The sequence below is a fragment of the Hydrogenophaga sp. genome (assembly GCF_051007235.1).
In the GTDB taxonomy this organism is placed as follows: Bacteria; Pseudomonadota; Gammaproteobacteria; order Burkholderiales; family Burkholderiaceae_C; genus Hydrogenophaga.
Genome location: NZ_JBPCSJ010000228.1, coordinates 1 through 23,728, shown reverse-complemented (window position 1 = coordinate 23,728; position 23,728 = coordinate 1). Strand labels below are relative to the sequence as shown.

The 23,728-nt window shown below is 70.6% G+C and carries 23 protein-coding genes and 1 pseudogene; 17 read left to right on the top strand and 7 right to left on the bottom strand.

All coding sequences use genetic code 11. The annotated features are described in order from the left end of the window. Window position 1 precedes the first annotated feature (1 nt). Genes bufB through ACR2JA_RS08290 form a run of 7 tightly spaced genes read left to right on the top strand, consistent with a single transcriptional unit; the run spans window position 2 to window position 6,382 of the window. Window positions 2-883: an MNIO family bufferin maturase gene (gene bufB / locus ACR2JA_RS08320; protein ID WP_434008627.1), complete on the top strand. Its 882-nt coding sequence runs from the start codon at window positions 2-4 to the stop codon at window positions 881-883. Continuing rightward, window positions 880-1,749, top strand: coding sequence for an HvfC/BufC family peptide modification chaperone (locus ACR2JA_RS08315; protein WP_434008626.1), 870 nt, complete (start codon window positions 880-882; stop codon window positions 1,747-1,749). The genes bufB and ACR2JA_RS08315 overlap by 4 nt, the downstream gene beginning before the upstream one ends. Continuing rightward, the gene (locus ACR2JA_RS08310) at window positions 1,746-2,237 is read left to right on the top strand and encodes a DoxX family protein (RefSeq protein WP_434008625.1); all 492 of its coding nucleotides are present in this window, start codon (window positions 1,746-1,748) and stop codon (window positions 2,235-2,237) included. Before ACR2JA_RS08315 ends, ACR2JA_RS08310 begins: the two co-directional genes overlap by 4 nt. A gap of 28 nt (window positions 2,238-2,265) precedes the next feature. After that, window positions 2,266-3,495 carry an ABC transporter substrate-binding protein gene (locus ACR2JA_RS08305; RefSeq protein ID WP_434008624.1) on the top strand — a complete coding sequence of 410 codons (1,230 nt, stop codon included), beginning with the start codon at window positions 2,266-2,268 and terminating at the stop codon, window positions 3,493-3,495. Window positions 3,496-3,508: 13 nt separating this feature from the next. Then, window positions 3,509-5,140 carry an ABC transporter permease gene (locus ACR2JA_RS08300; protein ID WP_434008623.1) on the top strand — a complete coding sequence of 544 codons (1,632 nt, stop codon included), beginning with the start codon at window positions 3,509-3,511 and terminating at the stop codon, window positions 5,138-5,140. After that, a complete protein-coding gene (locus ACR2JA_RS08295; protein WP_434008622.1) occupies window positions 5,137-5,787 on the top strand; it encodes an ATP-binding cassette domain-containing protein in 651 nt (216 codons plus the stop codon). The genes ACR2JA_RS08300 and ACR2JA_RS08295 overlap by 4 nt, the downstream gene beginning before the upstream one ends. After that, the gene (locus ACR2JA_RS08290; RefSeq protein ID WP_434008621.1) at window positions 5,777-6,382 is read left to right on the top strand and encodes a CDP-alcohol phosphatidyltransferase family protein; all 606 of its coding nucleotides are present in this window, start codon (window positions 5,777-5,779) and stop codon (window positions 6,380-6,382) included. Before ACR2JA_RS08295 ends, ACR2JA_RS08290 begins: the two co-directional genes overlap by 11 nt. A gap of 10 nt (window positions 6,383-6,392) precedes the next feature. Here the strand turns inward: ACR2JA_RS08290 and ACR2JA_RS08285 are convergent, their stop codons facing one another. Next, window positions 6,393-9,092: a cation-translocating P-type ATPase gene (locus tag ACR2JA_RS08285; RefSeq protein ID WP_434008620.1), complete on the bottom strand. Its 2,700-nt coding sequence runs from the start codon at window positions 9,090-9,092 to the stop codon at window positions 6,393-6,395. 123 nt (window positions 9,093-9,215) lie between these two features. On the opposite strand from ACR2JA_RS08285, the gene ACR2JA_RS08280 reads away from it, so the two are divergent. The 8 genes from ACR2JA_RS08280 to ACR2JA_RS08245 all read left to right on the top strand — a co-directional run bounded on the left by ACR2JA_RS08280 (window position 9,216) and on the right by ACR2JA_RS08245 (window position 17,122). Next, window positions 9,216-11,378, top strand: a complete 2,163-nt coding sequence (locus ACR2JA_RS08280; RefSeq protein ID WP_434008619.1) for an FAD-dependent oxidoreductase — start codon at window positions 9,216-9,218, stop codon at window positions 11,376-11,378. Between the two features lie 53 nt (window positions 11,379-11,431). After that, window positions 11,432-12,244 carry a DUF547 domain-containing protein gene (locus ACR2JA_RS08275; RefSeq protein ID WP_434008618.1) on the top strand — a complete coding sequence of 271 codons (813 nt, stop codon included), beginning with the start codon at window positions 11,432-11,434 and terminating at the stop codon, window positions 12,242-12,244. After that, window positions 12,231-12,983, top strand: coding sequence for a DUF3047 domain-containing protein (locus ACR2JA_RS08270; RefSeq protein ID WP_434008617.1), 753 nt, complete (start codon window positions 12,231-12,233; stop codon window positions 12,981-12,983). The genes ACR2JA_RS08275 and ACR2JA_RS08270 overlap by 14 nt, the downstream gene beginning before the upstream one ends. Window positions 12,984-13,014: 31 nt before the next feature. Then, window positions 13,015-14,193: an FAD-dependent oxidoreductase gene (locus ACR2JA_RS08265; protein WP_434008616.1), complete on the top strand. Its 1,179-nt coding sequence runs from the start codon at window positions 13,015-13,017 to the stop codon at window positions 14,191-14,193. Between the two features lie 49 nt (window positions 14,194-14,242). After that, window positions 14,243-15,067 (top strand): DUF4399 domain-containing protein, encoded by an 825-nt coding sequence (locus tag ACR2JA_RS08260; RefSeq protein ID WP_434008615.1) that lies wholly within the window; start codon window positions 14,243-14,245, stop codon window positions 15,065-15,067. 72 nt (window positions 15,068-15,139) lie between these two features. Beyond that, entirely contained in the window at window positions 15,140-15,532 is a 393-nt protein-coding gene (locus ACR2JA_RS08255) for a VOC family protein (protein WP_434008614.1), read from the top strand. A gap of 72 nt (window positions 15,533-15,604) precedes the next feature. Further along, entirely contained in the window at window positions 15,605-16,567 is a 963-nt protein-coding gene (locus tag ACR2JA_RS08250) for an IS5 family transposase (RefSeq protein WP_434008613.1), read from the top strand. 228 nt (window positions 16,568-16,795) lie between these two features. Further along, a complete protein-coding gene (locus ACR2JA_RS08245; RefSeq protein WP_434008612.1) occupies window positions 16,796-17,122 on the top strand; it encodes a hypothetical protein in 327 nt (108 codons plus the stop codon). A 15-nt stretch (window positions 17,123-17,137) separates the two neighbouring features. Here the strand turns inward: ACR2JA_RS08245 and ACR2JA_RS08240 are convergent, their stop codons facing one another. From ACR2JA_RS08240 to senB, 6 genes are all read right to left on the bottom strand, one after another. Then, window positions 17,138-17,611: a rhodanese-like domain-containing protein gene (locus ACR2JA_RS08240; protein WP_434008611.1), complete on the bottom strand. Its 474-nt coding sequence runs from the start codon at window positions 17,609-17,611 to the stop codon at window positions 17,138-17,140. Between the two features lie 85 nt (window positions 17,612-17,696). After that, a complete protein-coding gene (locus tag ACR2JA_RS08235; RefSeq protein WP_434008610.1) occupies window positions 17,697-18,395 on the bottom strand; it encodes a haloacid dehalogenase type II in 699 nt (232 codons plus the stop codon). 14 nt (window positions 18,396-18,409) lie between these two features. Further along, a complete protein-coding gene (locus ACR2JA_RS08230) occupies window positions 18,410-19,036 on the bottom strand; it encodes a LysE family translocator (RefSeq protein ID WP_434008609.1) in 627 nt (208 codons plus the stop codon). Between the two features lie 148 nt (window positions 19,037-19,184). After that, window positions 19,185-19,640: an SRPBCC family protein gene (locus ACR2JA_RS08225; protein ID WP_434008608.1), complete on the bottom strand. Its 456-nt coding sequence runs from the start codon at window positions 19,638-19,640 to the stop codon at window positions 19,185-19,187. Window positions 19,641-19,737: 97 nt separating this feature from the next. Continuing rightward, entirely contained in the window at window positions 19,738-20,811 is a 1,074-nt protein-coding gene (gene selD, locus ACR2JA_RS08220; protein ID WP_434008607.1) for a selenide, water dikinase SelD, read from the bottom strand. A gap of 20 nt (window positions 20,812-20,831) precedes the next feature. Continuing rightward, complete coding sequence (gene senB / locus ACR2JA_RS08215; protein WP_434008606.1) at window positions 20,832-21,815, bottom strand: selenoneine biosynthesis selenosugar synthase SenB; 984 nt, start codon at window positions 21,813-21,815, stop codon at window positions 20,832-20,834. Here senB and senA point away from each other — a divergent pair. Both senA and ACR2JA_RS08205 read left to right on the top strand, forming a co-directional pair. Beyond that, the gene (gene senA, locus ACR2JA_RS08210) at window positions 21,814-23,064 is read left to right on the top strand and encodes a selenoneine synthase SenA (RefSeq protein WP_434008605.1); all 1,251 of its coding nucleotides are present in this window, start codon (window positions 21,814-21,816) and stop codon (window positions 23,062-23,064) included. The two genes, senB and senA, sit on opposite strands and share 2 nt — an antisense overlap. A gap of 221 nt (window positions 23,065-23,285) precedes the next feature. After that, window positions 23,286-23,728: pseudogene (locus tag ACR2JA_RS08205) on the top strand (energy transducer TonB); the annotation flags it as partial.

Sequence of the window (23,728 nt, the reverse complement as noted above, 5' to 3'; positions counted from 1 at the left end):
CATGCCTGCACCGTCCCTTCCGGCACGCCTGCCCGCCCTGGGCATTGGCTGGCGGCACCCCCATTACGCGGCGCTGCTGGAACAGCAGCCCGCCCTGGACTTCATCGAAGTCCATTCCGAAAACTTCTTCGCGCCCGGCGGCGCCGCCCTGGCGGTGCTGCGCGAGGGCCGTGAACACTACCCCGTCAGCCTGCACGGCGTGGGGCTGTCGCTGGGCTCGGCCGCGGGCATCGACCCCTGGCACCTGGACCAGCTGGCCCGCCTGGTGCAGACCATAGCCCCGGTGCGCGTGAGCGACCACGCCAGCTTTGCGCGCGGCCCCGGCGAACACGCCAACGACCTGCTGCCCGTGCCCCTGACCCACGCCGCGCTCGACGCCCTGTGCGCCAACGTGGCCCGGGTGCAAGACCGGCTGCGCCGCCCCATCGCGGTGGAAAACCTCTCGGCCTATGTGCAGTGGCGCCACGCCGACATGGACGAACCTGCCTTCCTCAACACGCTGGCGCAGCGCACCGGCTGCCAGCTGCTGGTGGACGTGAACAACCTCTGCGTGAACGCACTCAACGCACAGCTGCGCGGCGCGGCGGGCGACCCGCTGGACCACGCCCTGCGCTGGCTCGACGCCATCGCGCCCGCCCACGTGGCCGAGCTGCACCTGGCCGGCCACGTGCACTGCGGCGACATCGTGATCGACGACCACGGCAGCCGGGTGGTGGACGCGGTGTGGACGCTGTACCGCCACGCACTGCAGCGCTTCGGCGCGGTGCCCACGCTGATCGAATGGGACACCGATGTGCCCGCGCTGGACGTGCTGCTCGACGAAGCCGAGCGCGCCCGCGCGGTGGCCCGGCAGACCCTGACCACAGAGGCGCTGGCCGCATGAATGCGCACCCCGCCACACCGCTGGCCCAACAGCAGCAGGCGCTGTTGCAGGCGCTGCTGGCCCGGCCCGGCACCGCTGGCGCCGACACCGCCCACGCACAGCTGCTGACCCTGCTCGACACCCCAAGCCCGCAGACCGCGCGCGGCCTGGCCGCCTACCGCGCCAACGGCCATGCCCTGGCCGAGCGCGCACTGGCAGCCGCCTACCCGGTGGTGGCGGCGCTGATCGGTGGCGACAACTTCGCCCTGCTGGCGCGCGACCTCTGGCACCAGCACCCGCCCCACCGTGGCGACCTGGTGCAATGGGGCGACGCCCTGCCCGGCTTCGTGCAGGCGCAGTCACAGCTGACCGATGTGCCCTACCTGGGCGACGTGGCGCGGGCCGAATGGGCGCTGCACCTCGCCGCGGGCGCGGCCGACGCCGCGCCTGACATGCCCAGCTTCGCGCGCCTGGCGCAAGAAAACCCGCAGGGCCTGGCGCTGAGCCTCGCGCCCGGCACCGCCGTGATCGCCAGCCGCCACCCCGTGGCCAGCCTGGTGACCGCGCACCTGCACGGCACGCCCAGCCTGGCCGAGGCCGCGCAGCGCCTGCAGCGCGGCCAGGGCGAACACGCGCTGGTCTGGCGCCAGGGCCTTCGCCCGCGCATCGCGCCCACCGCGCCGGCCGCGGCCGCCCTGGTGCAGGCCCTGCTCGCCGGCGCCGATCTGCCCCAGGCGCTGGAGGCGGCGGGCGCCTGCGACGCGCAGGAAGCGCCGGACGAAGCACTGGATTTTTCCGCCTGGCTACACGCCGCCGTGACCGATGGCCTGGTCATCGGCGTGCACAGCCTTCACCACCCCCACCCACCGACGGAGACCACCCCATGATCACGCCCCTGCTGCACCGCAGCCACCAGCTGTGGCAACACCTCACCACCGCCCTGGACGGCGCCCGCCCGCTGGCCGCGCTGTTGGCGCGCGCCTACATCGCGCAGGTGTTTTTCCTCGCCGGCCTGACCAAGGTCCGCGACTGGGACACCACCCTGCTGCTGTTCACCGAGGAATACGCCGTGCCCCTGCTCTCCCCCGAGGTGGCCGCCGTGCTGGGCACCACGGGCGAGCTGGTGCTGCCGGTCCTGCTGCTGGTCGGACTGGCCGGCCGCTTTGCCGCCCTGGGCCTGAGCGTGGTCAACGCGGTGGCCGTGCTCAGCCTGGCCGACATCGCCCCCGCGGCCCTGCAACTGCACATCACCTGGGGCGTGCTGCTGGCCGCGCTGGCCCTGTACGGCGTGGGCCGCTGGTCGCTGGACTGCGGCTGGCTGCACCACCGCCTGGACGACTGGCGCGCGCGCGGCGGCCACCCCAGCGTCCAGTAAGCTGCGCGCTTCCCACCAAGGACACCCCGTGACGACCCACCCCACCCTGAACCGCCGCCACCTGCTGCTGGCCGCCGGCGCCGCCACCGGCAGCGCCCTGCCCACCGCCTGGGCACAAACCGCCACGCCCGCCTGGGCCGATGTGGAGCAGGCCGCCCGCGGCCAGACCGTGCACTTCAACGCCTGGGCCGGCAGCGAGCAGATCAACGCCTACATCCAGTGGGCCGCGGCCGAGCTGCAGCAGCGCCACGGCGTGAAGCTGGAGCACGTCAAGATCAGCGACGCGGCCGATGTGGTCAAGCGCGTGCGCGCCGAAAAAGCCGCCGGCCGCGGTGCGGGCGAAGGCACGGTGGACCTGATCTGGATCAACGGCGAGAACTTCGCCGCCATGAAACGCGAAGCCCTGCTGGGCGCGCCTTTCGCGCAGGGTCTGCCCAACTTCCGCTATGTGGACACGGTGGGAAAACCCACCACGCTGAACGATTTTTCCGTGCCCACCGACGGACTGGAATCGCCCTGGGGCATGGCGCAGCTCACCTTGTTTGCCGACAGCAAGCGCCTGCCGAAGCCACCGCAGAGCACGGCCGAGCTGCTGGCCCTGGCACGCCAGCAACCCGGGCGCCTGAGCTACCCGCGCCCGCCCGATTTCCACGGCACCACCTTTGTGAAACAGGCCCTGCTGGAGCACACGCGCGACGCCGCTGCGCTGGCCCGCCCGGTCACACCCGAAGCCTTCGCCAGCGTCACCGCGCCGCTGTGGACCTACCTGGACGCGCTGCACCCCCACCTCTGGCGCGGCGGCAAACAGTTCCCGCAGAACGCTGGCGCGATCCGCCAGATGGTGGCCGACGGCGAACTGCTGATCGGCATCACCTTCAACCCCAACGACGCGGCCAACGAGATCGCGGCCAGGCGCCTGCCGGCCAGCGTGACCAGCTGGCAGTTCGCCAAAGGCACCGTCGGCAACACGCACTTCGTCGCCATCCCCTACAACGCGCCGGCGCGGGCCGGGGCGATGGTGGTGGCCAACTTCCTGCTCTCGCCCGCTGCGCAGGCGCGCAAGGCCAGCATCGCGCACTGGGGCGACCCGACCGTGCTGGACCTGGCGAAACTGCCCGCGGCCGACCGCGCGGCGTTCAACGCCGCGCCGCTGCCCGGCCAGGTGCAGCAGACCGCGCCCGCGCTGCCGGAGCCGCACGCGTCCTGGGTCGATCCCATCGAGAAAGAATGGACACGCCGTTACAGCACGGGCGGCTGAACCCGACGCGGTGATGCGCCGGACACTGCCCGCGACCCTGCTGCTGATCGCTGGCCTGCCCCTGCTCGCCAGCGCCGCGCTGGCGCTGGGCACCCTGTTCGACGCCGCCGCCTGGCACGCGCTGGCGCAAGACCCGCGGCTGCTGCGCGCCCTGGGCCTGAGCCTCTGGACCGGGCTCGCGTCCACCGCCCTGGCGTGGTGGGCCACGCGGGCCCTGCTCTCGCAGGCCTTCGTGCAACAGCGGCTGGCGGCTCTGCTGCGCGGCCTGCCCGCCATGCTGGCCACACCCCACGCGGCCTTTGCCATCGGCCTGGCGTTTCTGCTGGCGCCCAGTGGCTGGGTGTTGCGCGCGCTCTCGCCCTGGCTCACGGGTTTCGACTTTCCGCCGCCCTGGCCCACCACGCAGGACCCCTGGGGCCTGGACCTGATCGCGGCGCTGGTGTTCAAGGAAATCCCCTTCCTGCTCTGGACCGCCGCCACCCAGCTGCAGCGCGACGATGTGCGCCAGCGCTGGCGCGCCGAACACGCGCTGGCGCAGACCCTGGGCTACACGCCGCGGCGCGCCTTCGCGCTGGTGGTCTGGCCGCAGCTGGCGCCGCGCCTGGCCGGGCCGCTGCTGGCCGTGCTGGCCTATGGGCTCACCGTGGTGGACATGGCCCTGGTCATCGGCCCGGCCAGCCCGCCCACGCTGGCCGTGCTGGCCTGGCAGTGGCTGCAAGACGCCGATCTGGCCACCCACGCACAGGGCGCGGCGGCCGGTGGCGTGCTGGTGCTGGCGGTTCTGGTGTCGGCCCTGCTGTGGCAGGCCGTGCAGGCGCTGGCGCGGCGCCACACCCGCCAGGCCAACGGGTGGCGCGGCCGTGCACCGGGCCCCCAGCGCAGCGGTCTCCCGTGGGGCGCCGGGCTGCTTGCCGCCGTGTATGCCGCCGTGCTGCTGGCCCTGGCCGTGGGCAGCGTGGCGGGCATCTGGCCCTTCCCGGCGCTCTGGCCCGAAGCGTTCACCCCCCAGGCCTGGCAGAGCGTCTGGGCCAGCCGCGGCACCGTGCTCACCACCCTGGGCCTGGCGGCGGCCTCGTCGGCGCTGGCCCTGGCCTGGGCGGTGGCCTGGCTCGAATGCGCGACCCGCCGCTGGGACGCCGCGCTGCGCCCCCTGCTCTACGCCCCGCTGGTGCTGCCCGCCGTGCTGTGGGTGGTGGGCCTGTACCGCCTGGCCCTGTGGCTGCGCTGGGAAGGCCTGTGGCCCGCCCTGCTGCTGGCCCACACGCTGATGGCCCTGCCCTACGTGCTGCTGGCGCTGGCGCCGGCCTACAGCGGCTTCGATCCGCGCTACCGCGCCATCAGCGACAGCCTGGGCCACGGCCACTGGCACTTTCTGCTGCGCATCAAATGGCCGCTGCTGCGCCGCGCGCTGGCCGCCAGCGCGGCGGTGGGTTGTGCCGTCAGCGTGGCGCAGTACCTGCCCACGCTGTACCTGGGCGCGGGGCGCTGGGCCACCGTCACCACCGAAGCGGTCACGCTCGCGGCCGGCGCCCAGCGGTCCCTGACCAGCGCCTACGCCGCCCTGCAGTGGCTGCTGCCGGTGCTGGGCTTTGCGCCGGCCGCCTGGGTCGGCCGTCCGCGCCGCTTTACAGTCCACCCGACATGACGCTTTCGGTCCACCTCCACACCCTCGGCAGCGCGCAGCGCACCCTGCTGCGCTACCTGCGCCTGGACGTGCCGCCGGGCCGCATCCTCACCCTCATGGGCCCCAGCGGCAGCGGCAAGAGTTCGGTGCTGGCGTCCATTGCCGGCACCCTGGGCAGCGTGGCCGAAGGCGCACAGGCACTGCGCTTCGAAGGCCAGATCCACCTCGACGGCGCCGACCTCACCCACACACCCACCGCGCAGCGCGGCATCGGCCTGCTGTTCCAGGACCCGCTGCTGTTCGCCCACCTGACAGTGGCCGAGAACCTGCTGTTCGCCGTGCCGCCCGGCCCGCGCGCGCAGCGCCAGGCCTCCGTGCAGCAGGCGCTGGCCGAGGCGGACCTGGCCGGCTACGGCGAGCGCGACCCGGCCACCCTCTCAGGCGGTCAACGCGCGCGCGTGGCCCTGATGCGCGCCCTGCTCGCACAGCCGCGGGCGCTGCTGCTGGACGAGCCGTTTTCCAAACTCGACGCCGCACTGCGCGACCAGTTCCGCGCCTTCGTGTTCGACCACGTCCGCGCGCGTGGCATCCCGGCGGTGCTGGTCACGCACGATGCGGCCGATATCGCCGACCCCGACCTCGTCGTGGAGCTGCCCCATGCTGGATAGAGCGATTCAACAGGCGCTGCGCCCGGTCATGACCCAGGCCGCGCGCGGCCTGGTGCGCCTAGGCGTGGGGGCCAACGCCATCAGCGTGGCCGGCTTCGCGCTCGGCCTGGCCGCGGCCGGCGCCATCGCGGCCCAGCACTACCTTGCGGGCCTGGTGTTGCTGCTGCTCTCGCGCTTGATGGACGGACTCGACGGCGCCGTCGCCCGCGCCACCCAGCCCACCGACCGCGGCGGCTTCCTGGACATCACGCTGGACTTCCTGTTCTACGCCGCCATCCCACTGGCCTTCGCCATCGCAGAACCGGCCGCCAACGCCCTGCCCGCCACCGTGCTGCTGGCCAGCTTCATCGGCACCGGCAGCAGCTTCCTGGCCTTCGCCGCCATCGCCGAAAAACGCGGCCTGACCGACACCGCCCTGCCCGGCAAGAGCTTCTACTTCCTCGGCGGGCTGACCGAAGCCACCGAAACCATCGCGGCGTTTGCCGCCATGTGCCTCTGGCCCCAGTGGTTCGCGCCCATCGCCTACGGGTTTGCGGCGCTGTGTGGCATCACCACGGCGCTGCGCATCGGGTGGGGCTGGCAGCGGCTGGGCTGAGTGGCGCGGCTCACATCCACCGGATGCCCAGCCGCCGCAGCACCGCTTTCTCGAGTTCGACCACCAGGAAAAGGGCGAGCGCCAGCGCCGCGATCAGGCCCCAGGTGGCCCCGTCCAGCGCCGTGGTGGCGAACAGGCGCTGCAGCGGTGGCGCGTAGGTGAACAGCAGCTGCACGCCCAGCAGCAGGGCCGACACGCCCAGCGCCACCGGGTTGGCGTGCAGCAGGTCGCGCACAAAGGCACTGCCCGTGAAGCTGCGGGCATTGAACAGGTAGACCAGTTCCGCCATCACCAGCATGTTCACCACCGCCGTGCGGGCGGTGGACAGCGGCAGGCCGCGCTGCAAGCACCAATCGAACACGGTGAACGTGGCGGCCCCCATCAGCAAGGTGACGAAGGCAATCCGCCCGAGCAGCACGCGCGTGATCAGGGCCTCGGCGTGCGGGCGCGGCGGACGCTGCATGAGCCCGCGCTCGGGTGGCTCGAACGCCAGTGCCAGGGCCAGCGTGATGCTGGTGACCATGTTGACCCACAGGATCTGCGCCGCCGTGACCGGCAGGGCCAGGCCGGCGAACACGGCGGCCAGGATCAGGCCGGCCTCGCCGCCGTTGGTGGGCAGTATGAACAGCAGCGACTTCTTGATGTTGTCGAACACGGTGCGGCCTTCGCGCACCGCGCCGGCCACGGTGTCGAAGCGGTCGTCGGTGAGCACGATGTCGGCCGCCTCGCGCGCGGCGTCGGTGCCGCGCTGGCCCATGGCCACGCCGATGTCAGCCGCCTTCAGCGCGGGCGCGTCGTTGACGCCGTCGCCCGTCATGGCCACGAAGTCGCCACGCGCCTGCAGGGCGGCCACCAGGCGCAGCTTGTGTTCGGGGCTGGCGCGGGCGATCACGTCGGTCTGCACCAGGCGTGCCTGCAGCGCAGCGCCGTCCAGGGTGTCGATCTCATGGCCGGTCAGCGGCTGGCCATCGCGCAGGCCCAGGCGCTGGCCGATGGCGGCCGCGGTGGTGGCGTGGTCGCCGGTGATCATGACCACGCGGATGCCAGCGGCGTGGCACTCGTCCACCGCCTGCAGGGCTTCGGGCCGGGGCGGGTCCATCAGCCCCACCAGGCCCAGCAGGGTGAACGCCGGTTCGATGTGGTCCAGCGTCAGCGCGGTGGTGCCCGCGGGCAGCTCGCGCCGCGCCAGCGCCAGCACGCGCTGGCCTTCGCACGCAGCGGCGTGCACCCGGGCCTGCCAGTGGGCGTGGTCCAGCGGCTGACCGGCGGTGTCGCGCACGCACAGGTCCAGCACCCGTTCGGGCGCACCCTTGAGCAGCGCGAATGCGTGGCCCGCGTGGTCGTGGTGCAGCGTGGCCATGTAGCGGTGCTGCGATTCGAACGGGATGCTGTCGATGCGCGGCGTGCGCGCGGCCACCTCCGCCGGGTCCAGCCCGGCTTTGAGCGCCAGGGTGAGCAGCGCGCCCTCGGTCGGGTCGCCGGCCAGTTGCCAGTCGCCATCGGCCGTGTGGTGCAGCTGCGCGTCGTTGCACAGCAGGGCGCACTGGGCCAGGCGCAACAGGCCGTCGTGGCGCTGCGGGTCGATGGTCTGGCCCTTCACGAAGAAGCCGCCTTCCGGCGCATAGCCGGCACCGGTGACGGTCAGCTCATCACCCACCACCGTCACGCCCACGGCGGTCATCTCGTTGCGGGTCAGGGTGCCGGTCTTGTCGGTGCAGATGACACCGACCGAGCCCAGGGTCTCCACCGCCGGCAGGCGCCGCACGATGGCGCGGCGCCGGGCCATGGCCGCTGTGCCGATGGCCAGGGTGATGGTGACGATGGCGGGCAGGCCTTCGGGGATGGCGGCCACCGCCAGGCCGACCACCACCAGGAACAGGTCCAGCGCCGGCAGGCCGCCGACGCGGCTGCCCCACAGGAAGGTGGCCACGCTGACCAGCCCGATGAAGAAGGTGATCTGCCGCGCGAACTGGTCGAGCCGGCGCGTGAGCGGTGTGGCCAGGTGGGGCACCTGGCCCACCAGGTGGCCGATGCGGCCGATTTCGGTGGCCGCGCCGGTGGCCACCACCAGGCCGCTGCCCTGCCCCAGCGTGACGGTGGTGCCGGCGTAGGCCATGTTGGCGCGCTCGGCCAGCGGCGCCGTGTCGGACACCGGCGCCATGGTTTTGTCCACCGGAACCGATTCGCCGGTCAGCGCCGACTCGTCCACGCACAGGTTGCGCACGCCCAGCAGGCGCAGGTCGGCCGGCACGCGGGCGCCCGACTCGACCAGCACCACGTCGCCGGGCACCAGCTCGGCGGCGTCCACCTCGTGCCGCTCGCCGGCGCGCAGCACGGTGGCGCGGCTGGCCAGCAGCGCGTGCACGGCTTCGAGCGCGCGCTCGGCCTTGCCTTCCTGCACAAAGCCGATGACCGCGTTGATCAGCACCACGCCGGCGATGACCGCCGCGTCCACCACGTCGCCCAGGGCCAGCGTGACCCCGGCCGCCGCCAGCAGCACATAAATGAGCAGGTTGTGGAACTGCGCCAGCAGGCGCCGCCAGGCACCCGGGCGGGCCGCGCCGGTCAGCCGGTTGGGGCCGTGCGTGGTCAGGCGCTGCGCGGCTTCGTCGGGGCTCAGGCCGGTGGGGGCACTGCGCAGGCGATCCAAAGCATCTTCAACGGGCAACGCGTGCCAGGGGGTGGCGGCTGGGGGCAGGGGCTGGTCCATGTGCCCACATTAGCCCAAGCCGGTAGGGCCTTGCCACCGCCTGGATCAAGCTCTGCCCCTGTCGGGTGTAAGAATGGCCCGCCCGCTGCGACCCATCAGCATGCCCACCCCACAGGACACCCCGTGAACCTTCGCAAAGCCCTGCTGCTGGCCGCCGTGCTGGCGGGTATCGTGGCGTTTTTCGCCTTCGACCTGGACCGCTTCTTCAGCCTGGCCTTCATCCAGGACAGCCAGCAACAGTTCGCCGCGCTGTACGACCAGCGCCCCGTGCTGGTGACGCTGGTGTACTTCGTGGTCTATGTGGTCATCACCGCGCTGTCGCTGCCGGGCGCGGCCATCATGACGCTGGCCGCGGGCGCCAGCTTCGGCCTGGTCTGGGGCACGGTGGTGGTGTCGTTCGCGTCCACGCTGGGGGCCACACTGGCCATGCTGGCGGCGCGCTACCTGCTGCGCGATTCCATCCAGCAGCGCTTTGGCCGCCGGCTGGACGACGTGAACCGCGGCGTGGAGAAAGAAGGGGCCTTTTACCTCTTCACGCTGCGGCTGATCCCGGCTGTGCCGTTCTTCATGCTCAACCTGCTGATGGGCCTGACGCGCATGAAGACCTGGACCTATTTCTGGGTCAGCCAGGTGGGCATGCTGGCCGGCACCATCGCCTATGTGAACGCGGGCACCCAGATCGCGCAGATCACCTCGCTGCGCGGCATCCTCTCGCCCGCGCTGCTGGGCTCGTTCGCGGCGCTGGGCCTGCTGCCGCTGGTCATCAAGAAGCTGCTGGACGCCTGGAAGCGCCGCCAGGTCTATGCGCGCTGGGCCGGCGTGCGGCCCGCCACGTTCGACCGCAACCTGATCGTGATCGGCGCGGGCGCGGGCGGCCTGGTGTCGGCCTACATCGCCGCTGTGGTCAAGGCCAAGGTGACCCTGATCGAAGCCCACAAGATGGGCGGCGACTGCCTGAACTATGGGTGCGTGCCGAGCAAAGCGCTGATCAAGAGCGCCACCGTGGCGCACCAGATGCGCCACGCCTCGCACTACGGCCTGAGCGACGCCACGCCCACGTTCAGCTTCAAGGCCGTGATGCAGCGCATCCACGACGTGATCAAGGCCATCGAGCCGCACGACAGCGTGGAGCGCTACACCGGCCTGGGCGTGGAGGTGCTGCAGGGCTACGCGAAGCTGGTCAACCCGTGGACGGTGGAGATTGCGCTCAACGGTGGCGGCACCCAGCGCCTGACCGCGCGCAGCATCGTCATCGCCGCTGGTGCGCGGCCCTTCGTGCCGCCGCTGCCGGGGCTGGACGAGGTCGGCTACGTCACCAGCGACACCTTGTGGGACGCATTCGTCCAGCTCGACGAGGTGCCCAAACGCCTGGTGGTTCTGGGCGGCGGCCCGATCGGCTGCGAACTGGCGCAGAGCTTCGCGCGCCTGGGTTCGCAGGTGACGCAGGTGGAGATGGGCCCGCGCATCATGGTGCGGGAAGACGAAGAAGTCTCCGCGCTGGCCAAGGCCTCGCTGCAGGCCGACGGCGTGGCCGTGCTCACTGGGCACAAGGCCCTGCGTTGCGAGGTGGTGAACGGTGAGAAGACCCTGGTGGTGGAACACGGTGGCGCAGAACAGCGCATCGGATTCGACCAGCTCATCTGCGCCGTCGGCCGCGTGGCGCGGCTCACCGGCTACGGGCTGGAAGAGCTGGGCATCCCGACGAACCGCACGGTCGAGACCAACGAGTACCTGCAGACGGTCTACCCCAACATCTACGCCGCCGGCGACGTGGCCGGGCCGTACCAGTTCACCCACGTGGCGGCGCACCAGGCCTGGTACGCCGCGGTGAACGCGCTGTTCGGCGACTTCAAGCAGTTCAAGGCCGACCACTCGGTGATTCCCTGGGCCACCTTCATCGCGCCCGAGGTGGCGCGCGTGGGCCTGAACGAGCAGGAAGCGAAGGAAAAGGGCATTCCCTACGAGGTGACGAAGTACGGCATTGACGACCTGGATCGCGCCATCGCGGACAGCGAGGCGCACGGCTTCGTCAAGGTGCTGACCGTGCCGGGCAAAGACCGCATCCTGGGCGTGACCATCGTCGGCACGCACGCGGGCGACCTGCTGGCCGAGTATGTGCTGGCCATGAAACACGGGCTGGGCCTGAACAAGATCCTGGGCACCATCCACACCTACCCCACCCTGGCCGAGGCCAACAAGTACGTGGCCGGCGAATGGAAGCGCGCGCACCAGCCGCACCGGCTGCTGGCCTGGGTGAAGCAGTACCACGACTGGCGGCGCGGCTAAGCCTCGCATTCCCTGCGTTTGAACCTGTCACGCCGAACCGGAGTCCACACGCCATGACCACCCGCCGCCACTTCATCACCCTGCTCGCGGCGGCCGCCGCGCTGCCACAGTTAGCACACGCCCAGAGCGGCTTCGATCACGGCCACGTCGCCTGGGACGCGCTGCTGAAAAAGCACGTGCGCTGGCTGCCCGACGGCAAACAGTCGCGCGTGAGCTACCGTGGCTTTGCCGCCGACCGCGCCGCGCTCAAGACCGTGCTCGACAGCTTCAGCGCCGTGACCCGCGCCAGCTTCGACGGCTGGAGCCGGCCGCAGCAGATGGCCTTTCTGATCAACGCCTACAACGCCTTCACGGTCGAGCTGATCCTCACGAAGTACCCGGACCTGAACTCGATCAAAGACCTGGGCTCGTTCGTGCAATCGGCCTGGAAGAAGAAGTTCTTCACCCTGCTGGGCGAGCCCCGCCACCTGGACTGGATCGAGCACGAACAGCTGCGCCCGCGCTATGCCGAGCCGCGCATCCACGCCGCGGTCAACTGCGCCAGCATCGGCTGCCCGGCCCTGCGCGACGAGGCGTTCACCGCGCCGAAGCTGGAGGCGCAGCTCGACGACAGCATGCGCCGCTTCGTGGCCGACCGCACGCGCAACCGCGTCAAGGGCGGGCAGGTTGAAGTCAGCAGCATCTTCAAGTGGTTCCGCGAAGACTTTGAAAAAGGCCACGGCGGCTTCAGGCAGGTGGAAGACGTGTTCGCGAAACACGCCGAGCTGCTGAGCGACGCGCCCAGCGAGCAGGCCGCGCTGAGAGCGAAGTCGCTCGCGGTGAGCCACCTCGACTACGACTGGTCGCTCAACGATGCGGGTCGCTGATCGGCTGCGGCAGGTGTGGGTGCCTGCGTGCCTGCTGCCGCTGGCCGCGGCCGCGCAGAGCCTGCCGCCGCTCACCCAGGCCGACGGTACGCTGCACCCCGGCTGGCGCTACGTGGGCTTTCCGAAGCAGAAGGCCGCGATCCCGCCCACCGTGATCGAGGCCGGGCGGGTCGACGGTCAGCCCGCGGTGAAGGTGGTGACCGCTTCGTCCTACGGCACCCTGGTCCACGACCTGAAAGACGCGCCGCCCGCGCGCCTGCAGTGGCGCTGGCGGCTGGACCAGCCGCTGTCCGATGGCCAAGCCTCGCCCGACCTCACCACCAAGGCCGGTGACGACGCTGCGGTGAAGGTATGCGTCATGTTCGACCACCCGCTGGAGCGCGTGCCCTTTGTCGAGCGCACCGTGCTGCGCCTCGCGCGCAGCGCCAGCGGCGAAGCCCTGCCCGCCGCCACGGTCTGCTACGTGTGGGACAGCGGTCGTCCGGCCGGCCTGCAGGGCGCCAACCCCTACACCCGGCGCGTGCGCTACATCAGCCTGCGAGGCAGCGAAACGCCGGCCCGACAGTGGGTCTCCGAAAGCCGCGACCTGGCCCGCGACTTCGCCACCCTGTTTGCGGACGAACTGCCGGCGGGCAGCCCCGTGCCACCGGTGCGCACGGTGCTGATCGGCGCCGACAGCGACAACACCGCCAGCCGCAGCAGCGGCTGGGTGGCCGATCTGCGCACCACACCGCCCTGAGCCCGTCGGACACAACCCGTAACATCGGGGCATGTCCTCAGGCATCCAGAAACTGCTGTTGCTCGGCGCCGGCCATGCCCATGTGCAGGTGCTGGCGCGGCTGGCGCAGCACCGCCCCGCCGACCTGGACGTGACCGTGCTCACGCCCTACCCCTTCCAGACCTACAGCGGCATGGTGCCCGGCCTGGTGGCGGGACGCTACACCAGCGCGCAATGCCAGATCCCGCTGGAGCCGCTGTTCAAGGCTGCGGGCGCGCGCTGGGTACAGGGCCGCGTGACCGCGCTGGACGCGGTCGCCCAGACCGTTCAGGTGGCCGCGGCCGGTGGCAACAAGGGCGCGCCCGACCACCTGCCCTACCACCGCCTGTCCATCGACACCGGCGCCATCATCGACCGCCACCAGCTGGACGCCACGATGCCCGGCGCGGCCGCGCGCGCCCTCATCGTGCGCCCCATCGAAGCCTTCGCGGCGCTCTGGCCCCAGGTGCTGGAACTGGCGCAGAAACAGGCCGTATCGCTGGCCGTCATCGGCGCCGGCGCGGCCGGGCTGGAACTGGTCTTCGCGGCCGAGCAGCGGCTGCGTGACGCCTGCCCGGCCGGCGCCAGCTTCACCCTCATCACCGGTGGCGGCGAACCCGCCGCCAACTACCCCGAAGGTGTGCGACAGCGCGTGCTGCGCCAGCTCAAACGCCGCGGCATCACCGTGCTGCGCGAAGCCTGCACCGGTGTGGACAAGGGCCTGGTGCACCTGGGCAGCGGCGCCAGCCTGGCCTGCGACGTGCCCATCCTCGCCATCGGCACGCACGCGCCGGTGTGGCTGCAGGGCAGCGGCCTTGCGCTGTCGGACAGCGGGCACGTGCAGGTCAACGCCTGCCAGCAGAGCACCAGCCACCCCAACGTGTTCGCGGCCGGCGACGTGGCCACCCGCGCCGAAGCGCCCCACCCCAAGAGCGGTGTGTACGCGGTGCGCGCCGGCCCGGCGCTGGCGCACAACCTCATGGCCGCGCACAACAGCCAGCCGCTCAAGCCCTGGCACCCGCCGCAGCGCACGCTCAACCTGCTGTCCTGCGGCGCCGGTCACGCCATCGCCAGCTGGGGCCCGCTGCACGCCGAAGGCGGCTGGGTCTGGCGCTGGAAAGACCGCATCGACCGCGCCTTCATGGCCAAGTACACGCTGCCCGGCACCCCCACCCCCGCCGCGGCGGGCTGAAGCCGACACACCGCACAATCGGGTGGCCCTCATTCAGAAGCCGCCACCCATGACACCTGCCCTTCAACGCCTGACCGCTGCTGCGCTGCTGACGCTGTCCGGGGCCGCGCTGGCCCAATCGCCCGCCACCGCTCCCGCCCCGGCACCGGCCGACGCACCGACGCTGCACCCCTGGCAGGCCCCGACGCCCCGCGCCAATTCCGAGGCTTACTTCACCAACCTCAAGGACGGTGACGTGATCGACACCCCCTTCGTGCTGAAGTTCGGACTCTCGGGCGGCTGGGGGCTGGCGCCCATTGCCAAGGCAGCGCGGGCCAAGAGCGGGCACCACCACCTGCTGATCAACCGCGAGCTGCCGCTGAACTTCCAGCAGCCCCTGCCCTTCAACGAGCAGTACATCCACTTCGGCAAGGGCCAGATGGAGCACGTGCTGACGCTCGCTCCCGGTAACTACACGCTGCGCATGCTGCTGGCCGACCAGAAGCACCTGCCGCATTTCGTGTTCAGCAAACCGGTGCGCATCACGGTGCGGCAGAAGCTGGGCACCGACCCCAAGACGCTGCAGACCAAGGGCATCCAGATCATGCTGCCAGCGGGCGCCGAAGCGCGCGCTCCCGTGCTGGTGCAGTTCCACGCGTCGGGACTGAACGTGGCGCACGCTGCCCAGCAGGAAAAAGACACCGGCCACTTCCGCCTCACGCTCACGCCCAGTGGCGGGGGGGCGCCACAGGTGATGGACTTCACCAACGGCCAGACCGAAACCTGGCTCGCACCACCGGCCGGCGGCTACGCGCTGCAACTGGACTTCGTGGACAACCTGAACCCCGGCAACACCCTGGCCCCGGCTGCCAGTGCGCCCCTGCGCGTGCGCTGATGGCGCGGGTCTTGCCCCCGCTGCGCACCCACCGGCTGGGCCATGACGGCCTGATCACGCAAAGGACACGAGATGCAACTCGGCTACACCATCGTTTACGTCCCCGACGTCGCTGCCTCGCTGGCGTTCTTTGAACAGGCGTTCGGCCTGCAGCGCAAGTTTCTGCACGAGAGCGGCACCTACGGCGAGCTGGACACGGGCGCGACCACGCTGAGCTTTGCAGCGCACGCACTGGGCGACCTGAACTTCGCGGGCGGCCATGTGCACGCCGACACCTCGGCACAGCCGCTGGGCTTCGAAATCGCACTGGTGACCGGTGACGTGCCGGCCGCGCATGCGCGCGCGGTGGCGGCCGGCGCGCGCGAGATGGCGGCGCCAGTGGCCAAGCCCTGGGGGCAGGTCGTGTCGTATGTGCGCTGCCCGGACGGCGTGCTGGTGGAGCTGTGCACGTTGGTGGGGAGCTAAGGCTACGCTGAACAAGTCCAGGGTTGGCGCGAGGTTTGCGTGTATCGATGCACCTGAGACAAGAAGGTGAAGATGAAGCAACAGACCCTGGCGATGGCAGTCGATCAAGGCGACGGATTCGAGTCCTACCGCAAGCCGACCAAGCGCGATGCGTTCCTCGCGACGATGGAACAGATCGTGCCGTGGCAGGCGCTGTGCTCGGTCATCGAACCTCACTACCCCAAAGCCGGCAACGGGCGCCCACCGATCGGGCTCGAACGCATGCTGCGGATGTACTTCGTGCAGCACTGGTTCAACCTGGCTGATGAAGCCTGCGAAGAGGCCCTGCTCGATAGCACGGCGCTGCGCCGCTTTGTGGGCATCGATCTGGGGCGCGAGCGTGTGCCTGACGGGACCACGCTGTTGAAGTTTCGCCGCCTGCTGGAGCAGCACAAACTGGGCGAGGCATTGTTTGCCAAAGTGGGGGAGGTGCTGCAGGCGCGAGGCTTGAAGGTGGGTACTGGCACCATCGTGGACGCCACCATCATCGGTGCACCCAGCTCGACCAAGAACGCCGACAAGCAGCGCGACCCCGAGATGCACCAAACCCGTAAAGGCCAGCAGTGGTATTTCGGGATGAAGATGCACATTGGCGTGGACAGCCGCACCGGGCTGGCGCACAGCGCTGTGGTGACGGCGGCCAACGTGCACGACAAGCACCCGCTGCCCGATCTGCTGCACGGCAACGAGCAGCGTGTGTACGGCGACAGTGCCTACGCCAGCCAGAAGGCGTTGATCGGATCGAAGGCCCCCAAGGCCAAGGACTTCACCAACCAGCGCGTGCGCAGGGGCGGCGAGATCGACGAGGCCGAGCGATCCAGGAACCACAACAAGTCCAAGGTCCGCGCCCGGGTCGAACACGTCTTCGCTGTGGTCAAACGGCTCTGGGGCTTTGCCAAGGTGCGCTACCGGGGCCTTGCCAAGAACGCCACGCGCTCGTTCGTGGTGCTGGGTCTGGCCAACATCTACCTGGCGCGTCAGCGCCTCATGGCATGAGTGCGTCCGTTGTGCACGGCGGGTGCGCGAGCACGGCTGGTATGTCCAGGGCACGCGGTCGAATCGCGCCGCTTACCCGCGTCGGCAACCCTTTGCGTAGCGGGCCACTCAATTCGGCTACTTGTTCAGCGCAGCCCTAAGCATCCCCAGGGCGATGGACCTGTGCCGCCACACCGGCACCGTTTCTGCTTGCATCCCGGACCTCCAGCAACCCAACGGGAGCCCTCCATGCCGCAGACCTTCACCATGCCCCTGACCTGGCAGCTGGCGCCGGACGCGCTGACGCAGCCCATCCTGCCGAACTGGCAGTTCCACCTGTTCAATGTGAACCTGGGCAGCTCGTCCAACCCCTCGGTGGAGCAGGCGGCGCTGGAGCGGGTGGGCAGCTACGGCCGCCAGATCGGCCACCTGGCCGAGGCGCTGGAGCTGATCGTGCAGAAGACGAAGCTGCTGGACAACCCGGACCTGACGCCGCACGAGCGCGACGTGCTGCAGGTCTTCCTGGGCGACGTGTCCACCATCCGGCAGATCAAGGCGTCGCTGGCCGGCGCTTGAACCGCCGGTGTGTGTTCAGTGCTTCGCCGGCGCGGTGGCCCTGGCCGCGGCGTCGAAACCGCCCTTGGCCTTCCACTCTTCCATGCCGCCCTGCAGGATGCGCACGTTCTCCCAGCCCGCCACGCGCAGCGCAAAACCGGCCTGGGCCGAGAGCGAGCCCGTGTTGCAGTAAATCAGCACCGGCTTGTTTTTCGGGATGTCGTTGCGCTTGGCCAGCACCTGGCGCCAGTCCATGTTGATCGCGCCGGGGATGTGGCCTTTGGCGAACTGGCCGGCGTCGCGCGCGTCGATCACCACCATCTTGGGCCACTCGTCCTTGGGGATCTGCTCGGCAAAGATGACGCCACCGCCGTAGTCCACAAACTCGAGGTAGCCCCCCATCTCGTCGGTGGCGATAGCTTTGTTATCGGCCCGGGCGGCGGGAGCCAGCATCAGGCTGGCGGCGGTGGCGGCGGTGGCGGCGGCCAGGGTCAGGGCACGAAAGTTCATGGGGATTCCAAAATATCAGTCAATACTGATATTTTCGCTGTTTCCCGGCGCTTCGGGATCGGTTGAAACCCGGGAGCGCGGTTCCTCAGGCGCCGACCAAGTCGGCCAGGTGCAGCAGGTCCCGCGCGTGCCAGGTGTTGCCAGGCCGGGGTGAAACGTCCTTGAGGTGCGCGGTGCCGAACTCCAGCGGCCGTTCGATGTAGGCGGTCTGCAGGCCGCAGGCGCGCGCGGCGGCCAGGTCGTCGTGGTGCGAGGCGACCATCAGCACCTCGGCCGGATCGGCGTCGAACACCTCGGCTGCGCCCAGGTACACGCGTGGGTCGGGCTTGTAGGCCCGGAACACTTCGGCGCTGAGCACGCAGTCCCAGGGCAGGCCGGCGTGTTTGGCCATGTCGGTCAGCAGGCCGAGGTTGCCGTTGGACAGGCTGCAGCTCGTGAAGCGAGCCTTCAGGCGCGTGAGGCCGGCCACGCTGTCGGGCCAGGCGGCCAGGCGGTGCCATATGCGGTTGAGCACGGCCCGCTCGGCTTCGCCCAGGTGACCCAGCCCGAAGCGCGGCAGGATGCCATCGAGGATTTCGCGGTGCAGCAGGTCCAGCTTCACGAAGCCGCGGCCACCGCTGCGCACCACCTCCATGGCCGGCTGGTAGCCGGCACGCCAGGCGAGCGCAAAAGCGTCGGCATCCACCTGGGGGTGACGGGCGGCCATCTCGCGCACGATGGAGCCGTGCCAGTCCACCACGGTGCCGAAGATGTCAAAGACCAGGATACGGGGCGACGTCTGCATGGTGTCTGAGCTTCTCAGGCGGGTTGGCGTTTGCTGGTGGCCAGCAGGCCGGCCGCTAGCAGGAACACCGCGCCGGTCAGCCGGTTGAACTGGCGGGCGCGCTGCGGTTGCTGCAGCCAGCGCTGGGCGCGGGCGGCGCTGAGCGCGTAGACGGTGAGCCAGCCGAGTTCAAAGAACACGAAGGTGGCGCCCAGCACCAGAAACTGCGGCAGCTGCGGCGCCGCCGGGTTGAGGAACTGCGGGAACAGCGCCCCGAAGAACAACAGCGCCTTGGGGTTGCTCAGGCCCACCAGAAAGCCCTGCGCAAACAGACGGCGGCCGCCGGCCACTGCGCCACCCGCGACTTGAATGTCAGACGCCGGGGCCAGCAGCGCACGCACGCCCAAGTAGGCCAGGTAGGCCGCGCCGGCCCACTTGAGCGCGGTGAACAGGGTTTCGGACGCCGCGAGCAGCGCGCCCAGGCCCAGTGCCGACAGGGTCATCAACCCGACGATGGCCGAGGTGCTGCCCAGCGAGGTGATGAGCGCCTTGCGCGGGCCCAGGTTCACCGCGGTGGACACGCACATCAGCACCGAGGGACCGGGCGTGACGGTGAGGACAAAAACGGCGGCCACGTAGAGCAGCCAGGTGGAGAGCAGCATGGGAATGGGCCTTTGAACGGACGGACTTTTAAAAGTGAAAGGGTTGTCGGCAAGCACAAGCCCCAACGCGGGCCAGCGCGGAACCGGCTTTGCCGGGCCGCTGCTGGCGCCCCCTGAAGGGGGTGACGCCGCAGGCGGCGCAGGGGGGTCATGCCACCTCTGCTTCCACCAGCTGCGCCAGCAGCTGCAGCGTTTCCTGCCAGCCCAGGTAGCAGCCTTCCAGCGGGATCACGGTAGGAATGCCGGTCTGCACCGCGGTCAGCTCGGTGCCCACCGACACCGCCTTGAAAGTCAGCGTGGTGATCATCTGGCCGGGCAGGTTCGGGTCGTCGAACACATCGGTGTTGACGATACGCTCGTTCGGCACCAGCTCCAGGTACTTGCCGCCAAAGGCGTGCGTCTGGCCGTTGCCGAAGTGGGTGAACTGCATGCGGTAGATGCCGCCCACGCGGGCATCCATCTCCAGCACGCGGCCGGTGAAGCCGTGCGGCGGCAGAAACTTGGCCATCGCGTCGGGGTCGAGGAAGGCGCGGTACACCCGCTCGGGCGGGGCGCGCAGCACGCGGTGCAGGGTGACGGTGCCGGTATCGGTGGGGCTGCTCATGGTGTTCTCCAGAGAATGATGGGTGAAGAGCAGGCCGCACAACGGCCTGTCCTCTCGCGACGAAGCAGCCGCCGCGTTTTCGACACCGGCAGGACCGTCAGACCACCTGCAGGCGCACGCCGTCGGCACGGGCCGGCACGATCTCGCCCACCTCGGCGGCGGCCGCAAAGCCGTGCCGGGCGAACACGGCCAGCACCTGCTCCACCGCATCGGGCGCGCAGGCCACCAGCAGGCCGCCGCTGGTCTGCGGGTCGGTCAGCAGCGCCTTGTCCACAGCCGCCACGCTGTCGGCCAGCCGGATCTCGTCACCGTAGGCGGCCCAGTTGCGGCCGCTGGCGCCGGTCACCATGCCTTGCGCGGCCAGGTCGCGCACGCCGCCGATCAGCGGCACGCGCGCCATGTCCAGCTGCACCGTCGTGTCCGAGCCGCGCGCCATTTCCAGCACGTGGCCAGCCAGGCCGAAGCCGGTCACGTCGGTCAGCGCGTGCACGCCGTCGATGGCGGCCAGGTCGGGGCCGGGCGTGTTCAGCTTCGTGGTGTTGGCGATCATCTGCGCGTAGCCGTCGGCGGACAGCGCGTCTTTCTTGAGCGCGGCCGAGAGCACGCCCACACCCAGCGGCTTGCCCAGGATCAGGCGGTCGCCCGCCTTCGCATCGGCGTTGCGCTTGACGCGCTTGGGGTGCACCAGACCGAGCGCGACCAGGCCGTAGATGGGTTCGACGGAGTCGATGGTGTGGCCTCCCGCGATGGGGATGCCGGCGGCGCTGCAAACGGCACGCCCGCCGTCAAGGATCTTGCCGATGGTCTCGGTGCTCAGCACGGAAATCGGCATGCCCACCAGCGCCAGCGCCATGATGGGCGTGCCGCCCATGGCGTACACGTCGCTGATGGCGTTGGTGGCGGCGATGCGGCCGAAGTCGAACGGGTCGTCGACGATGGGCATGAAAAAGTCGGTGGTGGCGATCAGCGCCTGCTCGTCGTTGAGTTGGTAGACGGCCGCGTCGTCGGCGGTCTCGATGCCCACCAGCAGTTCCTTGGGGATGGGCATGGCGCTGGTGCCCTTCAAGATCTCGCTGAGCACGCCGGGCGCGATCTTGCAGCCGCAACCGCCGCCGTGCGAGAGGCTGGTCAGGCGGGGCTGGGTCTGGGTGGGCGTGGTGGGGGCGTTCATGGGGTTCTCCGTGGGTGTTTTCACAGCGGGTCCTGCAGGGCCTGCAACAAGGCGGCGCGTTCGGCAGCGGGCTCGAACAGCGGTGCTCTGGCGCTGCATTGTGCTTGCAGGGCCGCGAGCGGGCCCCCGTCGGGGCTTTGCTGGCCGGCGCGGCAGCGGCGCAGCAGGGCCACCAGGGCCGCTGCGTCGCCGGGCGGGAAGTAGCCGCCGTAGGCGGTGCCCAGCATGCCCACGTTGCCCGCGATGCGCGAGGCCAGCACCGGCGTGCCGCTGAGTGCGGCTTCCATGATGACGTGGGCGCCGCCTTCCATGCGGCTGGGGTGGATCAGCAGGTGCGCGCGCTGGATGCGGCTGCGCGTGGCGCCGTGTGCCAGGCCGCCCAGCCAGCGGTAGTGCGGACAGGCCGCCTGCGTGGCGCGGGCGGCGTCGGCCAGCGCCGGGTCCAGGTCGCGGCCGATGTGGGTGATGGTGATGCCTTCTTGAGGGCCGATCAGCCGCGCGGCATCGAAGATGGTCTGCGGCCACTTTTCGTCGCGCAGGTGGCCGACCACGATGGCGCGCAACCGCGCAGCGGTCTTGGGCAGGGTCTGGCGCCGCGTGCTGGACTGCAGCACCACACGGCACTTGTCGCGCAGGGCGTCGGGCAGTGCCAGAGGCCCCTGGTCCTGCAGCACGAGCAGCCGCGTGGCCTGCTGCAGCGAACGCTGCGCCAGCGCATCGTGGTGGATGTCGCGGTACAGGTCGGTGCCCGTCAGCGCCACCACCAGCGGCCGTTGCGGGTGGGCCTGCGCCCAGGCGTCGATGCTGGCCGCCGAGCGGCGCGCGTGCAGGGCCAGCAAGACCGCTGTTCCGTCCTCTGCCGTGGGGCCATCGGGCCATTGAGCAGCCAGGCGCACACCATAATGGCCCGCCAGCATCCGCGCCCAGCGGCGCGCGGTCTGCCAGTTGCCGTTGTTGGCGTCTGCCAGGGCCGGCGTGACGATGCAAAGAGAGGGCTTTTTCATGGGCGTGAACGTGACGGACATTGTCGAGCACAACGCGGGCGAGGCTGCCCGGCGCCTGGACAAGACCGCACTGGCCGGCGCGCTGCGCGAGAGCCGCACCCGCACCCTGACCCTGTTCACCGCCTACGAGGCAGCGCTTGGCCCCAACCTGGCCGTGCCCTGCGCCCCCGAGCTGAACCCGCCGCTGTGGGAGCTGGGCCACATCGGCTGGTTTGCCGACGGGTGGATCGCCCGCCACCCGCAGCGCGCTAGCGGCCTGGCCGCCGAGCCAGACGCCCCACGCCTGCCCGCACGCCAGTCGGCCCGCGGCGTGGACGCCGACGCGCTCTACGACTCCAGCCGGGTGCCGCACGACACGCGCTGGCAGCTGCCGCTGCCCGATGCGCAGACCACCCGCGCCGACCTGGCCGCCAGCCTGGACCAGACGCTGGCGCTGCTGCAGGACGCGGCCGACGACGACACCGGCCTGTACCTGTTCCGCCTCGCGCTGCTGCACGAAGACATGCACGCCGAAGCCGCGGTCTACATGGCGCAGCGCCTGGGCTTCGACCCATGCGACGCCATCACCGCTGCCACGGCCACGACCGCTGCGCACGCCAGCCCAGCCGAGCTGGCCGTACCGGCCACCCGCATCACGCTGGGCCACAGCGGCCCGGGCTTTGCGTTCGACAACGAACTGGGTGCGCAAACGGTGGACGTACAGGCCTTCCGCATCGACGCCCGAGCGCTCACCTGGGCGCAGTTCCTGCCGTTTGTGGAGAACGGCGGCTACGCGCAGCGCCGCTTCTGGAGCGAGGCCGGCTGGGCCTGGCGCCTGGCCCATGCCGCGCAGGCGCCACGCTACCTGCGCCTGCGCAGCGACGGCCACTGGGAACATCAGCGCTGGGGCCGGTGGCAGGCGCTGGATCAGAACGCAACGGCCTGCCACCTCACGTTCTTTGAAGCCCAGGCCTGGTGCGCCTGGGCCGGGCGCCGCCTGCCCACCGAAGCCGAGTGGGTGACTGCCAGCCAGCACAGCGGCTTTGCCTGGGGCCAGGTCTGGGAATGGACGGCCAGCCCTTTCGCGCCCTTCCCCGGCTTCACACCGCACCCGTACCGCGAATACTCCCAACCCTGGTTCGATGGCCGTCCGGTGCTCAAGGGCGCCAGCGCCGCCACCCACCCGCGCCTACGCCACCCGCAGTACCGCAACTACTTCACGCCCGAGCGCAACGACATCTTTGCCGGCCTGCGCAGCGTGGCGCTTTGAAGCCACGCGAACGCATCCGGCAGGGCTCTGCCCACCGGTATGGCCGGGACCGGTCACTCGATCAGCACAGCCGGCAAAGCGCTCGCCAGACGGGGCAGACAGGCGTCGCTCGTTCATGACCGCCATGGACAATTCGTTGGATCGTGGCCACCCAAACAACTTCCCCTGACACACGCCCCCCGCCTGGGTGGCCTCGAACAGCCGCGGGCCTGCGCTGGGCGGTGGCCGGCTCGGTGGTGCTGCATCTGGTGGTCCTGGGGCTGTCGCTGAACGCGTTCACCTCCCGGCCGGACAAGGCACCCGACGCACCGGTGGTCATGACGGCGGTGGTGGTGCCACCGGCCGAGCCGCCGCCCGTCGCGCCACCGCCACCACCTTCCCCTCCACCCCCGGTGACCGCGGCCAAGCCACTCCCTGCGCGCCCGACGCGCGCAGCCCCGCCCATGGTCACCGCCCCGCAGCCAGGCACGGCCTTCATGGACGCGCCCCCGGCGCCGTCGGCCCAGGAATGGGCGCAGGCGGGCCGCTACACCCTCACGAACAGCACGCGCTACCGCCACAACTGGGGCCAGCACCTGCGCAGCCTCATGGGCACCGCCCACGAAGGGCCCGAACAGGGGGCGGTGCGCTTTCGCATCGAGATCGCGCCCAGTGGCGCGCTGGC

Coding starts and splice junctions, on each gene's coding strand:
- bufB (WP_434008627.1), top strand. CDS start 2: ATGCCTGCACCGTCCCTTCCGGCACGCCTGCCCGCCCTGGGCATTGGC.
- ACR2JA_RS08315 (WP_434008626.1), top strand. CDS start 880: ATGAATGCGCACCCCGCCACACCGCTGGCCCAACAGCAGCAGGCGCTG.
- ACR2JA_RS08310 (WP_434008625.1), top strand. CDS start 1,746: ATGATCACGCCCCTGCTGCACCGCAGCCACCAGCTGTGGCAACACCTC.
- ACR2JA_RS08300 (WP_434008623.1), top strand. CDS start 3,509: ATGCGCCGGACACTGCCCGCGACCCTGCTGCTGATCGCTGGCCTGCCC.
- ACR2JA_RS08295 (WP_434008622.1), top strand. CDS start 5,137: ATGACGCTTTCGGTCCACCTCCACACCCTCGGCAGCGCGCAGCGCACC.
- ACR2JA_RS08290 (WP_434008621.1), top strand. CDS start 5,777: ATGCTGGATAGAGCGATTCAACAGGCGCTGCGCCCGGTCATGACCCAG.
- ACR2JA_RS08285 (WP_434008620.1), bottom strand. CDS start 9,092: ATGGACCAGCCCCTGCCCCCAGCCGCCACCCCCTGGCACGCGTTGCCC.
- ACR2JA_RS08275 (WP_434008618.1), top strand. CDS start 11,432: ATGACCACCCGCCGCCACTTCATCACCCTGCTCGCGGCGGCCGCCGCG.
- ACR2JA_RS08270 (WP_434008617.1), top strand. CDS start 12,231: ATGCGGGTCGCTGATCGGCTGCGGCAGGTGTGGGTGCCTGCGTGCCTG.
- ACR2JA_RS08265 (WP_434008616.1), top strand. CDS start 13,015: ATGTCCTCAGGCATCCAGAAACTGCTGTTGCTCGGCGCCGGCCATGCC.
- ACR2JA_RS08260 (WP_434008615.1), top strand. CDS start 14,243: ATGACACCTGCCCTTCAACGCCTGACCGCTGCTGCGCTGCTGACGCTG.
- ACR2JA_RS08255 (WP_434008614.1), top strand. CDS start 15,140: ATGCAACTCGGCTACACCATCGTTTACGTCCCCGACGTCGCTGCCTCG.
- ACR2JA_RS08250 (WP_434008613.1), top strand. CDS start 15,605: ATGAAGCAACAGACCCTGGCGATGGCAGTCGATCAAGGCGACGGATTC.
- ACR2JA_RS08245 (WP_434008612.1), top strand. CDS start 16,796: ATGCCGCAGACCTTCACCATGCCCCTGACCTGGCAGCTGGCGCCGGAC.
- ACR2JA_RS08240 (WP_434008611.1), bottom strand. CDS start 17,611: ATGAACTTTCGTGCCCTGACCCTGGCCGCCGCCACCGCCGCCACCGCC.
- ACR2JA_RS08235 (WP_434008610.1), bottom strand. CDS start 18,395: ATGCAGACGTCGCCCCGTATCCTGGTCTTTGACATCTTCGGCACCGTG.
- ACR2JA_RS08230 (WP_434008609.1), bottom strand. CDS start 19,036: ATGCTGCTCTCCACCTGGCTGCTCTACGTGGCCGCCGTTTTTGTCCTC.
- ACR2JA_RS08225 (WP_434008608.1), bottom strand. CDS start 19,640: ATGAGCAGCCCCACCGATACCGGCACCGTCACCCTGCACCGCGTGCTG.
- selD (WP_434008607.1), bottom strand. CDS start 20,811: ATGAACGCCCCCACCACGCCCACCCAGACCCAGCCCCGCCTGACCAGC.
- senA (WP_434008605.1), top strand. CDS start 21,814: ATGGGCGTGAACGTGACGGACATTGTCGAGCACAACGCGGGCGAGGCT.
- senB (WP_434008606.1), bottom strand. CDS start 21,815: ATGAAAAAGCCCTCTCTTTGCATCGTCACGCCGGCCCTGGCAGACGCC.